The organism is Acinetobacter sp. IK40, assembly GCF_035615075.1.
GTDB lineage: Bacteria > Pseudomonadota > Gammaproteobacteria > Pseudomonadales > Moraxellaceae > Acinetobacter > Acinetobacter courvalinii.
Map to the genome: position 1 here is coordinate 762880 of NZ_JANBOE010000001.1, position 21442 is coordinate 784321.

Below are 21442 nucleotides of genomic sequence, written 5' to 3' on the forward strand. Positions count from 1 at the left end.
ATAGAATACCTGAAAATAACAGAACAATCAATTAAATTACATGCCAAAAATATTGTGTTTATATGGTTATGAATGCGTGTTTTTATCAAAAAATATGCTAATTTAAGCGCATGCACCGTTTTAGATGACGACTTAATTAAATCTATGAAAAATATTTATATTATTGGATTATTATGGGCTTGCTCAACATGGACTATGGCCGAGACGGTCGTAAATAACAAGACAGCACCAACGCCTCAGCAAGTGGCTAAAGCGAATGCGATTCGTGTAACCACCCGCCCTGAAATTATGGGATTATGGGGAATGGAAATTCCAAATAATAAGAAATGCGTGGAATACTATAATTTTCGTGGTTCCAGCGATGTAGTGATTAAAAGCGGACAGGAGTGGTCGTACGGTTTATATGATTATCAACCTTCTGAAGATCATCAAGAGCGTTTACCCGCGCTGATCTTGCAGATCAAGTATGACAATAATGAAAAAGATTGCTCTGGTCAGGCCCAGGACCAAACTGGTGAAGTTTCCCAATATTTCGTGAAATGGTCAAACGATCACACCATTGATTTCTGTGCCAGCGAGAAGGGCGATAAATGCTTTGCAACCTTACGCCGCGTATTGCCTTAATCAATAAACAGATATAAAAAAGCCTCTTAAATAAGAGGCTTTTTTATTTAGGCTTTTTCAGCTTGCGGTTCAAGCTGTTTGAGCAAATGCTTTTCGAGGTAATGAATATCCATTGCCTGTTCACAGAAGTTCTTATCTTGCAGGATAAGATCTTTATGCAATGGGATATTGGTTTTAATTCCTGTCAAAATCATTTCATCTAAGGCTTGGCGCATACGGGCCAAAGAAGTTTCACGATCTTTACCATGGGCAATCAATTTTGCAATCATTGAATCATAGTAAGGCGGAATGCTATAACCTTGATAAATATGTGAATCTAGGCGAATGCCCGCACCACCCGGTGCATAGAAGCTTTCAATCTTGCCTGGTGAAGGCAGGAATGTAGTCGGGTCTTCGGCATTGATACGACATTCAATCGCATGGCCTTTGACTTCGATTTGTTCCTGTTCAAGCGCTAAGCCTAAACCTGCAGCAATACGAAGTTGCTGTTCAATAATGTCGACGCCTGTCACCATTTCGGTCACAGGATGTTCAACCTGAACACGTGTATTCATTTCAATAAAGAAGAATTCACCGTCTTCAAACAAGAACTCGAATGTTCCCGCGCCACGATACTGCATCAATTTACAGGCATTGACACATGCTTCCAGAATATCCGCACGCGCTTGTTCTGGTAAGTTTGGCGCAGGGGCTTCTTCTAGCACTTTTTGATGGCGGCGTTGTAACGAGCAGTCACGATCATATAAGTGAATCGCATGACCATTGCCATCACCGAGAACCTGTACTTCAACATGGCGAGGTTTCTGTAAGAAACGCTCCATATACACGGTATCATCACCGAACCACATTTCAGCATCACGCTGTGCAGCCTGAACTGATTCAAGCAGGGTATCGACACGTTCGACAATACGCATACCACGACCACCACCACCAGAAGCGGCTTTTACGATCAACGGAAAGCCAATTTCTTTGGCTTCAGCAAGTGCATTGTGAATGGTGACCGCATGATCACAACCCGGTACAGTTGGAACACCCGACTTTTTCATGGCGATAATCGCAGAAACTTTATTCCCCATGAGGCGGATATGTTCAGGACGTGGGCCAATGAAGATAAAGCCTGAGCTTTCTACAATTTCAGCGAATTCAGCATTTTCAGATAAAAAGCCATAACCAGGATGGATGGCATCTGCACCTGTAATTTCTGCAGCAGTAATAATTGCAGGAATATTTAAATAGCTTTCACTTGTGGTACCTGGCCCAATACATACTGCTTCGTCAACGAAGCGTAAATGCATCAAGTCTTTGTCGGCATCTGAATAGATACCTACTGTTTTAATGCCAAGAGTTTTACAAGCCCGAGTAATTCGTAAAGCGATTTCACCACGGTTTGCAATTAATACTTTTTGCAACATCGGAATCCCCAGACAAATTAAGCACGGTAGCGGAAAAGTGGTTGACCGAATTGGATCACTTCGCCATTTTTCACTAAAATTTCTTCAATGACACCGCTCTTGGTTGCTTCGATCGGGTTCATGATTTTCATCGCTTCGATGATACCGAGTGTTTCACCCGCAGAAACTGTTTGCCCTACATTTACAAATGGTGCTTCACCCGGGCTTTGTGCGGCATAGAACACACCTACCATTGGTGAAGTTTCAACTGCACCACGTGGTGTTTTTGCTGCTGGCGCTGCTGGGGCAGATGCTGCTGGTGCTGCTGCAACCGGTGCTGCTGCATAAACAGGTGTAGGACGAGTTAACGAGATGGACTGGTCACCTTCCTTAACTTCAATCGCCTGTAAGTCAGATTCAATCATCAAGTCGATGAGCTTCTTGATTTTACGGATATCCATGAGTGAGCATTCCTAATGTGTTTAAAATTAGTTAGAAGATTGAATTTTTTCGATAGCGTAATCGAGTGCAAAGGAATAACCCTTCGCACCTAAGCCACAAATCACGCCAATGGCCTTATCTGATAAATATGAGTGATGACGAAATGCTTCACGCGCGTGAACATTTGACAAATGAACCTCAATAAACGGGATCGCAACGCCGAGCAGGGCATCGCGTAAAGCAACCGATGTATGGGTCAGGGCAGCAGGGTTGATAATGATGAATTTCACCCCTTCAGCTTGTGCCTGATGAATGCGATCGACAATCGCACCTTCCCAATTGCTTTGAAAAGAATCTAGTGTGAGTGATACGTGTTTAGCCTGAGCAGTGAGTTGCTGGTTAATATCTTCTAAAGTGAGATAACCATAAACTTCTGGTTCGCGCTTTCCTAGCAAGTTCAAATTCGGTCCGTGAATCACCAAAATGGTTGAGCTCATTCAGCCTGCTCCAATTCTAAAACTGCAAATGTTTTTTGCAAGATGTCTGCAAAGTTTGCTTATTATGGCATAAAATTCTGCAATTTTTTTATAATTTGTTTTAATCAATGAAGAATGTTGCATACCAAGCATGGTGCATATAATGAAAACTTTGCAAGGAATTGGCAATGTTAAAATATGACAAATTTCAGCGTATTTTCGTTTTTTTGTATTTTAAACTGAAATACCCCAATTCGTTCATGGGATTTGTGTAACTCAGCAGTCAATCTGGCGGCTGGCTGTTGATTTTTATATGGTATTTTAAACATTAAGGGATAGTCGGGTTGCTTTGAAAAGCTGAATGCAGCTTTGGCTTTTATTTGTATAAGTTTATGTTTTTAAATGTTTAATCTGGGTGTTTGGTCGTGCATTTTCCTGCTATTGGATCAGATAAAGATTGATTTTTCATATAACCAGCTGTGCCTGATCAAGTTGGAGATAAAGGCAGGATTTTTGATAGGCATACTGCTTATGGATTGAACATTAGGGTTGTGATGACCATTGGCAAAAATGATGAAAACACGGGTTTTAGATGGCAGTTAATGACATAAAAATGTCCGAAAAAGATATGCATGAGTTCCATATCATAACAATCACTTAAGAGCTGACTTTTGATTGGCGTCCGCTCTTATGGGTCTTTCAATGCTGTCTTGGAACTTCAAGACAGCTTTTTTTTGTCCTAGATTTAACTTGCTTGGGCTGCCTGATAAATCGAGCCTAAGATACAGTGCTGTGCCTGCTCAAGATAGCTACTTGGTTTCGGCTCCAAATCATTCCATTTATGCATTTGCTGAAACAGCCATTCAAAATCTTCTACTTTAGGTTCAGCGCTGTCTTGCACTAAATTCCGGATAATCTTCTGAATGTTGAAATATTTCTCGACATGCATCTCCGCTGAACATGGAAATTGAATCACATCAAACTCCACCAGCATTTGCCATACCTGCCTAAAGTCTAGCAGTTCCCGTAATTCCTGTTGGGCTTTCAGAATGGCACGACTGAGTGCAATTAACGTATTGGGTTGCTGTCTAGCCCAGTCCTGTGTTACGGCAAGCACCTTATCTGCAACACTCGGGATGATCTGTTGGCTGGAGCAGACCATATGGCTCAGGCCCTGAATTTCAGCTTGTGTATTCCAGGGTTCACCCACACAAAATCCATCGATCAGATGATTGCTGATGGCTTCTACCATATACGGTGGCGGTAAGATTTTCAGTTGAATGGATTGTGCCAATTCAGGACTGGCCAGGGCCAACCATTCTCTTAAGCAGTAATGATGAATTGAATACTGAAATACATGCGCGAGGGATAAAGGGTGATTATTCTGGATATATTCAACGATTTTTTGTGCAGAGGACTCGGTCGAATCGTGAGAATCAATATTCAGTTGATAGCAGAGTTTCTGGCTGATGCTAATGAAAGCGCGATTTTCACTCAGTACCAAAGGTGTTTGCAGCGGAATGCCAATCTGGTCAGCCCCGATGGCCGCCGCAGGAAGCATTGCCGATAAGCAATGCGCTGCATCAAGCAGGCCAAAGGCCAGTCGATCGCGTAAACTGGCCCAGGACGCTTCTTTTATCAGATTCACCTCTAAGCCGTTTTCAGTAAAAAAACCACGCTGCTTGGCCCACAGCAGGGCAACACAGTCGAGTAAAGGAATATAGCCCAGTTGTAATTCAGTTTTTTCTAATGCGACAGAATGAACCATTTACTCATCCTTTAATTGATTATTTAACAGTTGCTGGGCATCGAGCAGGCGCCGTGCCATTTCTCCGATGGTCATACGATGGCTCATGGCATTTTTTCTGAGCAGTTGAAAGGCGGTATCTTCAGTCAGCCCATGCAATTGCATCAGCAACACTTTGGCTTTTTCAATATCTTTGCGGTCAGCCAGTTTGGTCTTGGCATCTTTGAGGTCACCCTCCAGCTTTTTATGTTTCTTATATTGCTCAATTGAAATATCCAGAATGGTATGTAAACGACTGGGGTCAATACCATCAACGATATAAGCAGTAATACCTGCATCAATAGTTTGCTTAATGGTGTCCTTATCTGCATTTTTGGTGAACAAGACAGTTGGAAGGTCAAAGTTGCTGACACAGCTTTCAATCACATCGCGATGTGGATGCTCCATATCCAGCAGAATTACATCTGCTTGGAGGTGTTCGAGTTTAAATAAATTGAAGTGATCCAGCGTAAAACAAGCCACCACATCAAAGTCATGTTCAATCAAGCATGCTTTTAGGTATTCAGCCCGAGCCTGGTCGTCATCAATAAGAGCGATCTTGAGTTTCGGCATAAGTATAAAGGTCAAAGGCTAAGTCAAAGCACATTTAAGGTCATGTGCGGTATAGGATAGAGACGATTGTTTTGAAGCAAATTTAATGCCAGTCAATAACGGGTTAAATCTGAAAATGCATTCATTGCCAGATGTTGCATAGATAGAAGTGTACTGCAATTAATAGAAAGAAAAATGAAAAAGCATTGACCCGCTAATACAAAATAAATTTGCGCATTCTTGGTGCAAAAAAAGAGTTTTTTTGAAGCAATTGTGATTTTGCCTTAAATCAGATCATTTCTTGTTTTTAGTCCCCTCATTAGTAAAAAGCCTAAGTGTTTAATATGCTTATTCTGTATAGATTTTATATAAAACAAAGGGTTATTGGTTTTTGATTTAATCTTTTAAAAAGTTGGCATAGCAATTGCTAAATATTCCATGAGTCAAAGATGACTTATAAATGTTTAAGACGGCCAACGATGTCCGATCTGATCGATTTGTTGACACAACCTGATGTGTCAACAAAGCAAATTACGTTCAGTATGGGAGATGGCTATGTCTTTAGATTTATCTGCTAAAAAAGCAACTTCAATCAAGTTATTTAACTTTTCTGCACCAGCAATGCGGGCATTCCACATGAGCTGGCTGGCTTTCTTTGTTTGCTTCTTTGCCTGGTTTGCCTGTGCGCCGTTAATGCCGGTGATCGCAGGTGAATTTCATTTAAGCAAAGATCAGATCGCCAATATCAATATTGCTGCTGTTGCCATCACCATTGTAGTCCGCCTCATTGTCGGGCCGCTGTGTGATAAGTATGGCCCACGTAAAACCTATACCGCTTTGTTGCTCATTGGCAGTATTCCGGTATTTGGTGTGGCCGCTGCTAACAGTTATGAGTCTTTCCTGTTCTTCCGGCTACTGATTGGTGCCATCGGTGCCAGCTTCGTGATCACGCAATACCATACCAGCATTATGTTTGCGCCCAATGTGGTGGGAACGGCCAATGCCACTTCAGCGGGTTGGGGCAATGCCGGTGGTGGTGCTACACAAGCTTTGATGCCCTTGCTATTGGCTGCATTGGTGATGTTTGGTGTTGAACAAGCCATGGGTTGGAGAATTGCGCTGATCGTCCCGGGTGTAATGATGGTGATTGTCGGTATCCTTTACTGGAAGCTGACCCAAGACAGCCCTCAAGGCGACTTTAAAGCATTGCGCGAGCAAGGTGTAGTGGTTGGAAATGATAAAAAAGGCGGTGTTGCGATCTTGATGCATGCTGCACGTAACTATCGTGTCTGGATTTTGTTTGCCTCTTATGCCGCGTGTTTTGGTATCGAAATTTTCATGCACAACATCATCGCGATGTATTACGTCGAGCACTTCAATTTTGGATTAAAAGAAGCGGGGCTGGCTGCGGGAATCTTTGGTTTATTGGCTCTATTTGCGCGTGCCTTAGGTGGACTGGTTTCAGACAAAGTCGCACTGAAAAAAGGACTGGATGGTCGTACCAAAGTGCTGTTTATCCTGATCTTGGGTGAAGGTTTATTCCTGATGCTGTTTTCACAAATGAATAGTGTTGCGCTTGCCATGATCAGTATGACGATTTTTGCGTTGTTTACGCATATGGCTTGTGGTGCAACTTATGCCTTAGTTCCTTTTATTGATCGTGATGCTTTAGGTGGTGTGGCAGGCATCATTGGCGCAGGCGGGAATGTCGGTGCAGTTGCAGCGGGCTTCTTGTTAAAAGGTATGGTCGATATTCAAACCTGCTTGATGGTGTTGGGTGGTCTAGTGGTGTTTGCCGCAGGTTCAGTCATGTTGATCCGCTTTTCAGTCGAACATAAAGAAAAAGAACAACGTCTGTTTGAGCAGGCCGTTTTAGAACGTGGCTCAGAACACAGCAGCATAGCTTAATCATTGGACAAGATTTTGGGAGAAACACAATGAAATTAGTGATGATTGGTCACGGTATGGTAGGACATAAATTCATCGAAGCCATCCTGGAGAAAACGGATGATGAACTGGAAATTACCATTCTTGCTGAAGAACCACGTATTGCATATGACCGTGTACATTTGACTGAATACTTCTCTGGTAAGACAGCCAAAGACTTATCACTGGCGCGTTTTGACTTTGCCGATGCGCATGGTATTGATTTAAGACTTAACACCAAAGCGGTGGAAATTAATGCAGCTGAGCAAACGGTGACCACCAATTTCGGTGAGGTGATTCATTATGACAAATTGGTCTTGGCGACAGGTTCATATGCCTTTGTTCCACCGATCTCTGGTAATGACCGTGAAAACTGTTTTGTCTATCGTACCATTGAAGACTTGGATGCGATTCGTGCTGCAAGCTTAAATGCGAAGACAGGTGTGGTGATTGGTGGGGGGTTATTGGGTCTGGAAGCAGCCAAAGCGCTACGTGATTTAAATCTGGAAACCCATGTGGTGGAATTTGCGCCACGCTTGATGGCGGTACAGATCGATGATCTTGGTGGCAAAGTTCTACGCCGTAAAATTGAAAATCTTGGGGTTAAAGTTCATACCCAAAAAGCCACGCAATGTATTGAAGCGGGTGAAAGCGCAACACATGTGATGAAGTTTGCCGACGGTAGTGAACTGGAAACCGATATTATTTTATTCTCAGCAGGGATTCGCCCACGTGATGAATTAGCGCGTGTCAGTGGTTTAGCGTTAGGTGAACGTGGCGGGATTAAAATCAATGATTATTGCCAAACCTCAGATCAACATATCTATGCGATTGGTGAATGTGCGCTGTGGGATAACAAAATCTACGGTCTGGTCGCACCTGGCTACGACATGGCGCGTATTGCCGCAAAACATATTCTAGAAGAAGAAACGCATTGTTTTGCCGGTGCAGATATGAGCACCAAGTTGAAGTTGATGGGGGTTGATGTGGCATCCGTCGGTGATGCGCATGGCATGACCCCAAACTCACTTAGCTATTTCTATGCGGATGAGGACGCACTGGTTTATAAAAAAATTGTGGTGGATGCAGACAAGACCAAGTTACTCGGTGCAGTCTTGGTCGGTGATGCCAAAGAATATAATGACCTGCTACAGATGATGCTGAATGGCTTGACGCTTCCTGAAACACCCGAAAGTCTGATTATGCCTGGCTTTGCCGATTCAGGTGCCAAAGCAGGCGGCAGTGGTGTCGATTTATTGCCTGATAGCGCCACCATTTGTTCATGTAATAACGTCTCTAAAGCCGATATTTTCCAAGCAATTTGTGATGGTTCAACCTCACTCGGTGCTTTGAAAAAATGTACCAAAGCGGCGACCGCCTGTGGTGGTTGTGCGCCGTTAGTGACGCAAGTATTGAAGTCTGAACTGCAGCGCCAAGGGGTGACCGTCAATAACCATGTCTGTGAACACTTCCCGTACTCACGCCAAGAAATTTATCACTTGGTTCGTGTTAATGAAATCAAGACTTTTGATGATCTGATTCAGCAACATGGTCATGGTCTAGGCTGTGATATTTGTAAACCGATGGCAGCCAATATTTTGGCATCGTGCTGGAATGATTTCGTACTTGAACCAAGCCATGCGGGTCTACAAGACAGTAACGATTACTACTTGGGCAATATTCAAAAAGATGGTTCTTACTCGGTTGTACCGCGTATGGCAGGCGGTGAAGTCACACCAGATGGTTTAATCGCCGTCGGTCAAATTGCCAAGAAATATAACCTGTATACCAAAATTACCGGTGGACAACGGGTCGACTTATTTGGTGCACAAATCCATCAATTGCCGTTTATTTGGGAAGAACTCAACGCAGCAGGGTTTGAATCAGGTCATGCTTATGGGAAATCTTTACGTACCGTGAAATCCTGTGTCGGTAGTACCTGGTGCCGTTATGGGGTGGATGATTCTGTAGGCTTGGCGATTGAACTCGAGAATCGCTATAAAGGCTTACGTTCACCACATAAACTAAAAATGGCAGTGTCGGGTTGTACCCGCGAATGTGCTGAAGCACAAGGTAAAGATGTTGGGGTGATTGCCACCGAGAAAGGTTGGAACCTGTATGTATGTGGCAATGGCGGCATGAAACCACGCCATGCAGAGCTACTGGCCTCTGATCTGGATACTCAAACCCTGATTCGTTATATCGACCGTTTCTTTATGTTCTATATCCAGACTGCCGATCGTTTACAGCGGACCAGCGTATGGCGTGACAATATGGAAGGTGGCCTGGATTATCTCAAATCAGTGATTGTCGATGATTCCTTAGGATTGGCTGAAGAACTCGAAAGCCGTATGAGTCATGTGATTGGGACTTATCAAGATGAATGGCGTACCGCAGTTGAAGATCCTGAAATCCGTAAACGTTTCCAAACCTATATCAATGCCAGTGTAGAGGAACAGGCTGATCCACATATTCAATTTACTCAAGTACGTGATCAGATTCGCCCTTTGAATGACGCTGAACGTTCAGTCGATCGTATCCCCATGGTTGAAGCATAAGGAGCACTCACATGACCAGTTTAAAGAACATCAATATGCTGCCAGAAAATCAATGGGTTGAGGTCTGCGCGCTAGATGACATCACACCAAATACAGGTGTCGGCGCATTGATTGAAGGTCAATCGGTAGCGCTGTTTCGTGTCGGTCACGAAAAGCGCATTTATGCGCTTAGCAATAAAGATCCATTCAGCCAAGCTAACGTGATGTGCCGTGGCATCATTGGCGATTTACAAGGTGAACGTGTTATTGCATCGCCGATTTATAAACAACATTTCAGCTTAGCGACGGGTCGTTGTTTGGAAGATAAAGATCAAAAGCTGTTGGTTTTCCCAACCAAAATTGAAAATGGTCGGGTGTGGGTCGGGTCTGTTCCACAAAAGACTTATATTACCAACAATGGCATTGCGCAAGAAAAGCTCAAACTGGTGTTGATTGGTAATGGTCTGGCGGGGATGCGCTGTCTGGAAGACCTACTGGATATGGCACCAGAGCGTTATGAGGTGACGGTGATTGGCGAGGAACCTTGGGGCAATTACAATCGTATTATGTTGTCGCCCGTACTTTCCGGTGAAAAAACCATTGATGACATCATGCTGCATCCACATGCATGGTATCGCGACAAAGGCATCAAATTTATTGCCGATGACCCTGCAATCAAGATTGATCGTACGCGTAAAGTGGTACATAGCGAGAAAGGTGAAAGTGTTGATTATGACCGTCTGATCATTGCAACTGGTTCATCGCCGTTTATTCCGCCTGTGCAAGGTGTGGATTTAAAAGGCGTGATCAGCTTCCGTGATATTTATGATGTAAACACCATGATCAAATATTGCGAAACCAAGAAGAATGCTGTGGTAATTGGTGGTGGTTTGCTGGGTCTGGAAGCGGCGTATGGACTGAAACAACGTGGCATGAATGTGACCGTTCTGCACTTAATGGATCGTATCATGGAACGTCAGTTGGATGGTCGTGCCAGCCGCATGTTGCGCCATAGTATTGAGCAAAAGGGTATCAATATTATTACTGAAGCCAATACCGAAGCATTGCTTGGCAAAGAGGGTCATGTCAGTCAGGTCCGTCTTAAAGATGGAACGGTATTGGATGCAGACTTGGTCATTTTTGCGGTTGGGATTCGTCCAAATATAGCTTTGGCTCAACGTGCAGGACTGCGTTGTAACCGTGGCATCTTGGTGAATGACACCATGCAAACTTTTGACCCAAGTATTTATGCGGTAGGTGAATGTATCGAGCATCGTAATCAAACCTTTGGTCTGGTTGAACCGCTATGGGGACAAGCTTTTATCTGTGCAACGCATTTGGCTGAACATGGCAGCTTAACCTTTAAATCACCGACTGTACCAACGCAGTTAAAAGTCAGCGGTGTCGATGTGTTCTCTGCAGGGAACTTTGAGCCGAAAGAAGATTATGAAGACATCATCCTCAATGATGATAAGCGTCAAATTTATAAACGCATCATTATCCAAAAGGACAAAGTGATTGGTGCGGTTCTGTTTGGTGATACGGAAGATGGCATGTGGTATGCCGAGTTGATTGCAGATCAAACCCCTGTTTCTAGCTTTAGAAATAAGCTGTTATTTGGTAAGGATTTTGCAATGAAAAAGGCAGGTTAATAGTTCTAAGAAATTAAATTCCTAAGTAAGTAATTTGATACTCGGAAGGGTCATCTGCAACCTGCATGGTTTTTGTAATAAATGTTTCTGCGATGAAGCTAAACAGGTGAAAGAAGAGAATAGGTTTTACAGATGACAATGGTTTTGCCTACTTTTCCCGAATGAAAAGTAGGTCGAGCCGAAGGCTTAGCCTGAAAATAAGATGAGAACTCGGTAAGACTCCCGAGAGTAAGCATCTTTAAAAAGATTAACTAGGTAAAAGGGGCAGTCATGAACAGTATTCAAAATCTAGAACACAGTCGCTCCGATCAAGCAGAAACAATTATTACCAAAACAACATGTCCCTATTGTGGCGTGGGCTGTGGTGTGGATGTCAGTGTCCAACATAAAACGCATGGCACGACGGTACAAGTTGCAGGAAGTCTGGATCATCCTTCCAACTTTGGACGACTCTGTATCAAAGGCAGCAATCTTGCAGATACGCTAGGCTTGGAAACCCGGGTCTTGCATCCAATGTTTGGCCGTAAAAACCATCGTCAAGTGACGACATGGGATCAGGCGATTGAAAAAATTGCAGACCAGTTCCAAGCTTGTATTGATCAATATGGCGCTGAAAGCGTTGCATTTTATGTCTCAGGTCAGTTGCTGACAGAAGACTATTATGTGGTGAATAAGTTTGTAAAAGGCTATTTGGGTACCGCCAACATTGATACCAATTCACGCCTATGTATGTCGTCTGCAGTTGCAGCACACAAACGTGCCTTCGGTGAAGATATCGTCCCTGCCAGCTATGAAGACTTTGAACATACCGATATGGTAGTGCTGGTTGGTTCCAATACCGCCTGGTGTCATCCTGTCTTGTATCAACGCATCATGCAGGCCAAGAGTAATAATCCAGATTTATTTGTGGTGGTGGTCGACCCTCGTTTTACCAGTACTTGTGAGCAAGCGGATTTACATTTACCGATTTTACCTGGTCAGGATGTAGCCCTATTTAATGGCCTGTTTCAGCATCTTTATCATCATGATTATACTGACCATCATTTTGTAGAGACTTACACTGAGGGGCTAGAGGCTTTATTAGCAGCGAGTGAAAGTGAGCAAGATGTTAATGCCTTGGTGAAACGTACTGGAATTTCTGCAGAAAAATTACAACTGTTTTTTGATAAGTTTGCGCAAACCGAAAAGGTGATTACACTCTTTTCAATGGGCGTCAATCAGTCCTCTCAAGGTGTCAATAAAGCCAATAGTATTATCAACTGTCATTTACTCACTGGAAAAATCGGTAAATTAGGTGCAGCGCCATTTTCTATGACCGGTCAACCTAATGCCATGGGCGGTCGTGAAGTGGGGGGATTGGCCAATATGCTGGCAGCACATCTGGATCTGGATAATCCGTCACATCAACAACTGGTACAAAGCTTTTGGAACAGTCCTGTGATTGCCAAGCAAGCCGGCTTAAAAGCCGTTGATCTATTCCAAGCCGTGGAAAGCGGCAAAATCAAGGCCATCTGGATTATGGCCACCAATCCGGTGGTGAGCCTGCCAGATGCAGATCAAGTCAAACGTGCCTTGGAAAAATGTGAGTTTGTGGTGGTCTCAGATATTTGTGCAGATACTGATACCACAGCCTATGCAGATGTCTTGTTACCCGCGTTGGGCTGGGGGGAGAAAGATGGTACAGTCACCAATTCTGAGCGCCGTATTTCGCGGCAACGTGCCTTTTTAAATCCGCCCAAGCAAGCCAAAGCGGATTGGTGGGCGGTGGCACAGGTTGCAAAAAAACTCGGTTTTACGGGTTTTGAATTTAGCAATGCCTGTGACATTTTTAATGAACACGCAGCTTTATCGGCCTATCAAAATGCCAGTGTTGATCAACGTGAGCAAGTTGAAAATTTCCGTTATTTCAATTTAAATGGTTTAATGAATTTAAGTCTGGATGAATATGAGCATCTACGCCCAATCCAATGGCCTGTATGGGAGAAAGGTCAAAGTGTTGCGGTGGAACAGCTATTTGATCGAGGTCGTTTTAGCCATAAAAACCAAAAAGCCAAACTGATTCCAACTGTTGCCATTGATCCAGTGCATGCCATCTCCGAAGATTATCCATTGGTGTTGAATACGGGGCGGATTCGTGATCAGTGGCATACCATGACCCGCACGGGTCTATCGGCAAACCTGACTACGCATCGCGCTGAACCATTTTGCGAGATTCACCCGAATGATGCGTTAAAGTTTGGTATTCGTGATAAAGCTTTGGTTGAGGTTCGCTCACAATGGGGGCGTTGCGTGCTGCGGGTGACCTTGGCACAGGGCGTACGCCGTGGTCAAATCTTTGCGCCGATTCACTGGACTGAGCAAGTCGCTTCGGATGCGCGGATTGGTAAAGTGGTCAATCCTGTGGTGGATGCGATTTCAGGTGAGCCAGAGTTTAAACATACCCCTGTAGCCATTCAGCCCTTCCATATCACTTGGCAAGGGGTGCTCTATGTCCGTGAAGGTTTTGAACATCACATCAAAACATCCTTACAACGTTGTGCATGGTGGACCAAGATCAAAACGGCAAAAGCCATCCGTTATGAACTGGCTGATCGCCAAAGTCTTGACCAAACCCAAAAGAATTTAAAAAGCTTGTTGCCTTTTGTCGATGAAACCTATGAATGGTTAAGCCTTGAAGATATTTCATCGCAACTCAGTCATAGTGTGATTTTAAAAGACGGTATCCTGATTGCCAGTTTATATATTGCACCGGCGGAGCTATTGCCAAATCGGGATTGGGTGGCGAGTCTGTTCAAACGTGAACGATTAAGTGCCTTACATCGTAAAGCCTTGCTGGCGGGTATGCCGATGTCCGCTGCAAATAATGATGGACCACTGGTTTGTAGTTGCTTTAAAGTGGGTAAAAATAAGATTATCGAAGCCATCAAGATGCAAAACATCACGCATGAAAAACAAGTCACGGCCTGTTTAAAAGCGGGTGGAAATTGTGGTTCTTGCTTAGCTGAGATACGCGGCTTGATTAAAACCTGTCAATTGGAGGCAGAAGCATGAATATCGAATATCCCGCTACAGATCTGGTGATCTTGGCGGGAGGGCAAGCGCGTCGAATGAATGGCATGAACAAGCTGTTGCAACAGTATGATGATCAGATTCAACTGCTAAAAATTTCTGAGCACTTTAAGCATCAGGTCCAGCAGATCTGGGTGAATAGCCATCGTGACCGTTCAATTTACCAGCAAATTGCAACTAATATTCACTGTTATACGGATGATCAGCCTGGTTTTTTAGGTCCATTAATGGGCATGAAAAGCGCGTGGTCACATGTCAAAACAGACCATGTATTATTTATCCCATGTGATATCACCTATATTCCCAATCAGGTTGTGCTGAAACTGCATCGGGCTTTAGAAAAAGCTCCGCAAGCACAGGTGGCCTACGTCACCATCAATGGAGATGGGTTATATCCATTTTGTTTGCTAAAGCGTGACAGCCTGCCTGTGCTGGAACAAGCAATCACTGAGAATAAACTCAGCTTGCGACCTTGTTTCCAACAACTGGAGGCGCAGACGGTGGCATTTCAGAAGCAGAGCCTGTTTTTTCATAGCATTAACTCCCTGGATGAGCTACAACAATACAAGCAGATGAAAGTTTTTTAAGCCCTCTATTTCAGCTTAATGAATCGTCTTAGTTGATTTAAGACTCATCAGTGTTGCAATCAATAATGCAGTCGCTGCGGTGATGAGTGAACTGTTGAGCGTATGGTAGATGGTGAATAGGGCATTTGCTGTAATTGGACCAATAATCTGACCGAGGCCATACACCACGGTCATGAGGGCAATTAAATTAGTTTTGCTTTGACGTGTGATTCGCTGTGCCACCGGCATGGCAATGGTCACCGTTCCCATAAAGGTTCCACCTACCAGTAACGCGCTTAACAGATAACCCCATGCGGTTGGGATAATGATGGGTAATACTACACCGATGGCCTGTAATCCCAGATTAGAAGATAAAGCGACTCGTGTCCCCAGTCTGTCATGGAGATAATGCCAAAAAAAACAGGAAGGAATCGCACCCAAACCGAAGATTGCCCAGATGTGTGCCGCCTCAATATTTGGTAGAGCCTGTTTGACCAGCAAGGGTAAATAGGTCGCCGTGATAATGTAGCCAAAACCTGCCAGGGCATAGATCATAATCAATGCTATAGCTTTGGGTGCTTTAGCATAGCTATGAGATAGATTCGATTCGAAAGCTGATCGGGGCTGAGCTCGGGATAACCCTGCAATAGCAACCAAACCCAGTATCAAACTCGATGCGCCAAGAAATAACCATAAGCTTTTACTCTGCCAACCCAGTTGTGTACCAAACACCAAAAGTTCAGCGGACAAGGCAATCCCAAGCCCTACACCAGCATATAAAATAGGGGCTTGATGGCTTTGTTTCTGTTGTTGTAGCAGCCATAACGAGGCTGAAACCATGGCGAAGGCACTCAATACACCGGCAAGACCACGAATAAAAATAATCACCGAAGCTGAATCCACATAAGCAAGCAGGATGAGGCAAAGTGTCGTACCTATAGTGGCAAATACTGAGGTGGCATAGCTATGCTGTGACTGAATCTTAATCGCGAATAAAGCCCCGAATAAATAGCCTGCATAATTGGCCGATGCCGCGATACTGGCACTATGTAAACTCAAGATGCCTTCCGCAATCATATGTGGATAGACTGCCGTAAATGCAAAGCGGCCAAAACCCATGCCAATCGCCATTACCAGTGCTGCACTGAATGCTGATTTAAGCGGGCCTTGCTTGGAGATTGCTGTATTCATCCTGCTCATTTTTTCAATACCACGATTTAATCACGAGAGTTGAGGTGATCTAAGGGTCGTGCTTTGCCAAACACTTTGGTGTCCACTAAAAACAGCCCATAGCTTAAACCGCTTAAAATACAGATTAAAAATATAAGTTTAGAAGCGTTCATGCTGTATCTTCTCTAGATCCCGAAAAATTCAATAAGATTTAAACAACAGAAGTTAATCATGTAAAATGATTTGAATTGATACCAACTATCTTTAATAGTGATAGCGATGCAGATTAAGTCTTTAGAAATATTTATGCGGGTGGTAAAGCTAGGTAGCTTTTCTGAAGCGGCGAAAGCCCTGCATACGGTGCAGTCCAACGTCACCAGCCATATCAAAAAACTAGAAACAGAACTGAAGGTTGAGCTGTTACATCGGCAAAATCCGGTGCAGCCCACCCGAGCGGGTATGCAGTTATATGGCTATGCAGAAAAAATGCTCCATTTACAAAAAGAGCTGCTGGATACATTTGCTCATCATCAGCTTGCTGCCAATTTCCCTTTAGAGATTGGCAGTATGGAGACAACGGCGGCGGTCAGGCTTCCTGCCTTATTTCGTAATCTACAAGAATCAACTCCAGATTTTCCTTTTGCATTATCAACTGCACCCAGCAGGGAACTGATTGATTTGGTGAAAGCTTCAAAGCTGGATTGTGCATTTGTTGCCAATCATGCCCCGATTGAAGGCATGTTTAATTTCCATGTCTGGACCGAGAAGCTGGTGTTAATTTCTTCAAAAAAAGCCCCCCCACAACTTTCTAAAGAATATCTGCTGCAAAAGAAATTTATTGCCTTTAAGCAAGGTTGTAGCTATCGCAAAGCAATAGATTTATTTCTGTCTTCATGGCATCTTCCGGCAGTTAATATCATTGAAATGGGAAGTCTGGATGGCATTGTGAGTTGTGTCAGTCTGGATGTAGGACTTGCGATTTTACCGATCAGTTATGTACAGCAATCGCATTTTGCCCAGCGGGTGCACATTCACGCTATAGATTTGCTTGAAGACATGCACACTTATCTTATTGCCAATCTTGATACAAACAAATGGGCAAGCAATATGCATCAATTCTTTGAGCATTTACAAATGATGTCTTTGCCGGATCAGCAAAGTGAAATAGTTTGCTCTTAGCCTAGCGCTGATATTTGTTTTTAATCGGGCTTTGAATAAGTTGCGGGTTGTTCGAGTATAAAATAACAAGCCTGTATTTTATACTCGAATATTTTACTTGAAAGATAAACTTATTTTCTTTCCAGATATTTTACCACCTGGTCATAAATAGACTGTAAGTAAGGATTTAATGGAATCAAATCTTGTCCCGATTTACTGCGAACATATTTAAAATAAGGGGTTAAAGGATACTGCGCACTTTCACAAACAATCACTTTAGGGAACCATTCTTTATGAAACTGATCGGCGGTAAGATCAAGAATGACCCCATTAACCACTAGATAACAGTGCGCAATTTCTGGTGTGCGTGAAGAAATCTGAACTTTTCCCACCCGATAATCAGACTTAATATAATGGACATTGAGTAAATAATACTGCAACAGATCACAAGCATCTGAACCACATTCCTTCGGAAATTTACTAAATGCACCGGTAATAAAGCCATTGGTTACGTGATCCAAAGCTTCGCGAAAGGTGGTAGCAAGATGGGTTAAAGTCTGTATTTCATTTTGATATGTCATTGGAACTTATTCTTCAAGTCATCAGCATTATCTCTAGTAAAACCTGAATAAATGTAAGATTTAAATAAATTTATTTATTAAATTGTTAACACTATTATCACATGTAACTTCAAAGTTGTTCCGGCAAATTCTTTGTTAGGTGCTACTCAGCATTGAGCGAGAATTAGCTCAGTTGTCTCATCTTTCTATAAGCTATACGCTTCACCATTTGTTTTACCCAGACAGGAGCGGGATTGCTTTGGCTTATTGTTTGCCAAAATTTTTGTTGATTTTAGAGCAGCTGTTGCAGGTACTTCAATAGTCGCAGTAACCGGGTTTTAATAAACGTATTTATTATCAATCTGGCTTTACGAATATAAGTTATGTTTATAAAAAATTAAAATCGTTATGTGGTTTTGTTGAGGCTCCCTTATGGCTGATTTAAATAAACATAAGAATTATTAGGTCGAATTATTTAAAAATGTTTTTTTGTAAAGTTACACATCCTATTGATTATACTTGAATATGAGTTGTTAATAAAATGTATAAGCCGTATTTTTACTTGATCTCTTTGTCCTATTATATAAACAGCGCTGGTTTATGGATTGGAAAGAATAATGAATAATATAAAAAAGCTTGAGCAGAGTATAACCCGGCTGGGTATAGGTGAGTTTTTATTCATCGGATACGGCTATGGCATCGATGAGATGCAAAATATTCTTCATTTTCTAAAAAATTTAGAAAGTCAGCAAATATTACAAATTGTTTATCAACATAAAGAACAGGAAAGCGGAAATAACCTAACCGATATCATAAAGATTCAAAAGTGTTAAAAGAGTCACTGTTTAAAGAGCGGTTCTAGCTGAATCCTGAGTCAGCCGCTCAGAATTTTCCTTATACATTACAGTTACATAGTAAAAATAAAACTAAACAATCATTACAAATGATAACTAGGATATCTCCATAATTTACCCTGTGTAGAAAATATGGAGGAGATAACAAATGCCACAATATTTGCGTATAGCGGAAAAAGTGTATAACAAGTTTAAAGATGAAAAAAAATTTACGCAAAAACCTGTTGAATATTTAAATTTTTTAATTAAAGAAGTGCGCGAGGAAATCAAGGGGACAGAAATGAAATTGCTGTACCAGTATATCGATTTTCAGGAAGGTTTCCAAAAGCCGCTACGTGAAGATGCCCTGAATATTGATGTTAGCCTTGTGCCACATCATCAACATCGGGATGAATTCATTTTATGGTTAGCAGGTTTTATTGAAAGAATCACCATTGGCGGTAAGAAAAAGCTTCCTCCAATTCTGGAAAATATTCCACCTGAATTTACGGTTCATTATGAAATTCAGAAACCGGTTCGTCCGCAGCCAGAGGATTGCTATGACGAATTGGTCTCCTATTTTAAAAGCGAAGAATTCAAACAACATTCAATGAGTTAAACAAGTTGTGCTAAAGAAGTATGAGGCTCCGAACCCCTCATACTTCTGCAATCGCTGGACTGCAGCGTACCGTCTTTATAGGCGGTATTTTTTTGCTTAAATAGACGGAAGGTGGTCATTGAAGGACGTGAAGATACGGTTAGACATCATTTTATCCCTATGTTAGGCTAGCGCCACAATTCATTCTGATCTGTTCATTCATCTTATGCAGCTTACGCCACCCTAGTTGATTTCTCTTGTTTGAAAATTAACTCATCACTTTGACTAGTGATGTGGTGTAGTCGTGTGCATGTATATATCACATCACTGGCCTTTATTTAAAAATATACCAATAGGCTATTTCTATGTTATCCAATGTTCGGGAACAGTGGTTCTCCAATATTCGCGGGGATATTTTGTCCGGGCTTGTGGTCGGTCTGGCTCTTATTCCAGAAGCGATTGCATTTTCCATTATTGCGGGTGTCGATCCAAAAATTGGCCTGTATGCTTCTTTCTGTATTGCGGTGGTGATTTCATTTGTCGGCGGTCGTCCAGCCATGATTTCTGCTGCAACAGGTGCCATGGCTTTACTGATGGTCACGTTGGTCAAGGAACACGGATTGCAGTATTTACTGGCAGCCACCATTCTGACAGGTGTATTCCAGATTATTGCGGGCTATCTCAAACTGGCCAAGTTGATGCGTTTCGTTTCTAAATCTGTGGTTATCGGTTTCGTCAACGCCTTAGCCATTCTGATTTTTATGGCCCAGTTACCGGAACTGATGCATGTGACATGGCATGTATATGCTTTTGTTGCCCTCGGTTTGGCTATTATCTATTTATTTCCCCTGATTCCGAAGCTCGGAAAGCTGCTGCCATCACCATTGGTGTGCATTATCATCATTACCCTGATAGCAATGTCTATGGGGCTGGATCTCAGAACAGTTGGTGATATGGGTGCATTACCGGATACGTTGCCGGTGTTTTTGTTACCTGATATTCCTTTAAACCTTGAAACATTGATGATCATCCTGCCTTATTCCATTCCCATGGCGGTGGTCGGCCTGCTGGAATCGATGATGACCGCCACGATTGTCGATGAAATGACCGATACGCCCAGCGACAAGTTTCAAGAGTGTAAAGGGCAGGGTATTGCCAATATTGCCTCGGGCTTCATGGGCGGCATGGCCGGTTGTGCCATGATTGGTCAATCCATGATTAATGTAAAATCAGGTGGACTGACCAGATTATCGACCTTTTGTGCGGGTGTGTTTTTACTCATTCTGGTGGTGTTTCTGAGTGACTGGCTCAAAGTCATTCCGATGGCGGCTTTGGTGGCTGTGATGATCATGGTTTCGATCAGTACCTTTGAATGGAAGTCGATTACCAAGTTCAGTTCCAATCCAAAGAGCAGTAACGTGGTGATGATCGCAACAGTTGCCGTAGTGGTGGCCACACATAATCTGGCTTTAGGGGTATTAACCGGTGTGCTGCTATCGGCATTGTTCCTGGCCAATAAACTGGAAAATGATATTCAGGTGAAGACCTCATTTGAAGGTCCGGCACGCTTATATGTGCTGCATGGACAAATCTTTTTTAGTTCATCTGAAAAGTTCTTACATTGTTTTGACTTTAAAGAAGGGGTAAAAGAGGTGGTTATTGATTTAACTAATTCGCATATCTGGGATGTGACCTCGGTGGCAATGCTGGATACTGTAGTAAGTAAATTCCAGAAAAATGGCGTCGATGTCACCGTCCGTGGACTGAATGAAGCCAGTTCAATCATGATTGATCAATATGGCACCCATGCCAAAATCTAAATGGGTGTGGTTAAAATAAACAAATAAAACCTCTGTACTGGCAGGGGTTTTTGCTTTTCAGTGGCAGATTTTTATCTTTTAGAAAAATAAAGCTTTGTAAGGTTGACCTGAAACTTTTCTTATACAAACAACATGCTTCACAATTTTATATAGATGCTCTGTACACGACAAAAATAGATAACTCATTGAAATAATGTCACAATAATTGTTTTCTAACGACGAATACTATGACACATCTCAATGAGTTATATCTTATCTTAAACAAATCTCTAAAATGGAACAA

The 21442-nt window shown here is 42.7% G+C and carries 17 protein-coding genes; 10 read left to right on the top strand and 7 right to left on the bottom strand.

Translation table 11 applies throughout. The annotated features are described in order from the left end of the window. Positions 1-144: 144 nt before the first annotated feature. Positions 145-624: a hypothetical protein gene (locus MSG93_RS03810; RefSeq protein ID WP_032869232.1), complete on the top strand. Its 480-nt coding sequence runs from the start codon at positions 145-147 to the stop codon at positions 622-624. 47 nt (positions 625-671) lie between these two features. Here MSG93_RS03810 and accC read toward each other — a convergent pair whose 3' ends face one another. From accC to MSG93_RS03835, 5 genes are all read right to left on the bottom strand, one after another. Next, complete coding sequence (gene accC, locus MSG93_RS03815; protein WP_005285498.1) at positions 672-2036, bottom strand: acetyl-CoA carboxylase biotin carboxylase subunit; 1365 nt, start codon at positions 2034-2036, stop codon at positions 672-674. Positions 2037-2053: 17 nt separating this feature from the next. After that, on the bottom strand, positions 2054-2476 hold the full coding sequence (gene accB, locus MSG93_RS03820) for an acetyl-CoA carboxylase biotin carboxyl carrier protein (RefSeq protein ID WP_004771941.1): 423 nt from the start codon (positions 2474-2476) through the stop codon (positions 2054-2056). A 27-nt stretch (positions 2477-2503) separates the two neighbouring features. Then, positions 2504-2953 (bottom strand): type II 3-dehydroquinate dehydratase, encoded by a 450-nt coding sequence (gene aroQ / locus MSG93_RS03825; RefSeq protein ID WP_324620623.1) that lies wholly within the window; start codon positions 2951-2953, stop codon positions 2504-2506. Positions 2954-3677: 724 nt separating this feature from the next. Next, positions 3678-4700: an ABC transporter substrate-binding protein gene (locus MSG93_RS03830; protein WP_324620624.1), complete on the bottom strand. Its 1023-nt coding sequence runs from the start codon at positions 4698-4700 to the stop codon at positions 3678-3680. Then, entirely contained in the window at positions 4701-5291 is a 591-nt protein-coding gene (locus MSG93_RS03835; protein ID WP_005285512.1) for an ANTAR domain-containing response regulator, read from the bottom strand. A 534-nt stretch (positions 5292-5825) separates the two neighbouring features. Here MSG93_RS03835 and MSG93_RS03840 point away from each other — a divergent pair. The 5 genes from MSG93_RS03840 to mobA all read left to right on the top strand — a co-directional run bounded on the left by MSG93_RS03840 (position 5826) and on the right by mobA (position 15041). Next, entirely contained in the window at positions 5826-7178 is a 1353-nt protein-coding gene (locus MSG93_RS03840; RefSeq protein WP_420714292.1) for an MFS transporter, read from the top strand. Positions 7179-7207: 29 nt separating this feature from the next. Beyond that, complete coding sequence (gene nirB, locus MSG93_RS03845; protein WP_324620626.1) at positions 7208-9754, top strand: nitrite reductase large subunit NirB; 2547 nt, start codon at positions 7208-7210, stop codon at positions 9752-9754. A gap of 11 nt (positions 9755-9765) precedes the next feature. Next, positions 9766-11385: a nitrite reductase small subunit NirD gene (nirD, locus tag MSG93_RS03850; RefSeq protein WP_324620627.1), complete on the top strand. Its 1620-nt coding sequence runs from the start codon at positions 9766-9768 to the stop codon at positions 11383-11385. A gap of 270 nt (positions 11386-11655) precedes the next feature. Beyond that, complete coding sequence (locus MSG93_RS03855; protein ID WP_324620628.1) at positions 11656-14436, top strand: molybdopterin-dependent oxidoreductase; 2781 nt, start codon at positions 11656-11658, stop codon at positions 14434-14436. Beyond that, positions 14433-15041 (top strand): molybdenum cofactor guanylyltransferase, encoded by a 609-nt coding sequence (gene mobA, locus MSG93_RS03860; protein WP_324620629.1) that lies wholly within the window; start codon positions 14433-14435, stop codon positions 15039-15041. The genes MSG93_RS03855 and mobA overlap by 4 nt, the downstream gene beginning before the upstream one ends. Before the next feature lie 15 nt (positions 15042-15056). Here the strand turns inward: mobA and MSG93_RS03865 are convergent, their stop codons facing one another. Next, positions 15057-16211 carry a YbfB/YjiJ family MFS transporter gene (locus MSG93_RS03865; protein ID WP_324620630.1) on the bottom strand — a complete coding sequence of 385 codons (1155 nt, stop codon included), beginning with the start codon at positions 16209-16211 and terminating at the stop codon, positions 15057-15059. 258 nt (positions 16212-16469) lie between these two features. Between MSG93_RS03865 and MSG93_RS03870 the strand changes: the two genes are divergently transcribed. After that, positions 16470-17369: a LysR family transcriptional regulator gene (locus MSG93_RS03870; RefSeq protein ID WP_324620631.1), complete on the top strand. Its 900-nt coding sequence runs from the start codon at positions 16470-16472 to the stop codon at positions 17367-17369. Between the two features lie 110 nt (positions 17370-17479). Here the strand turns inward: MSG93_RS03870 and MSG93_RS03875 are convergent, their stop codons facing one another. Beyond that, complete coding sequence (locus MSG93_RS03875) at positions 17480-17929, bottom strand: hypothetical protein (protein ID WP_005230165.1); 450 nt, start codon at positions 17927-17929, stop codon at positions 17480-17482. Between the two features lie 596 nt (positions 17930-18525). On the opposite strand from MSG93_RS03875, the gene MSG93_RS03880 reads away from it, so the two are divergent. From MSG93_RS03880 to MSG93_RS03890, 3 genes are all read left to right on the top strand, one after another. Next, positions 18526-18741 (top strand): hypothetical protein, encoded by a 216-nt coding sequence (locus MSG93_RS03880; protein WP_262753794.1) that lies wholly within the window; start codon positions 18526-18528, stop codon positions 18739-18741. A gap of 169 nt (positions 18742-18910) precedes the next feature. Next, positions 18911-19360, top strand: a complete 450-nt coding sequence (locus MSG93_RS03885; RefSeq protein ID WP_005230167.1) for a hypothetical protein — start codon at positions 18911-18913, stop codon at positions 19358-19360. Between the two features lie 344 nt (positions 19361-19704). Continuing rightward, positions 19705-21159: a SulP family inorganic anion transporter gene (locus MSG93_RS03890; RefSeq protein WP_324620632.1), complete on the top strand. Its 1455-nt coding sequence runs from the start codon at positions 19705-19707 to the stop codon at positions 21157-21159. Positions 21160-21442: the final 283 nt, after the last annotated feature.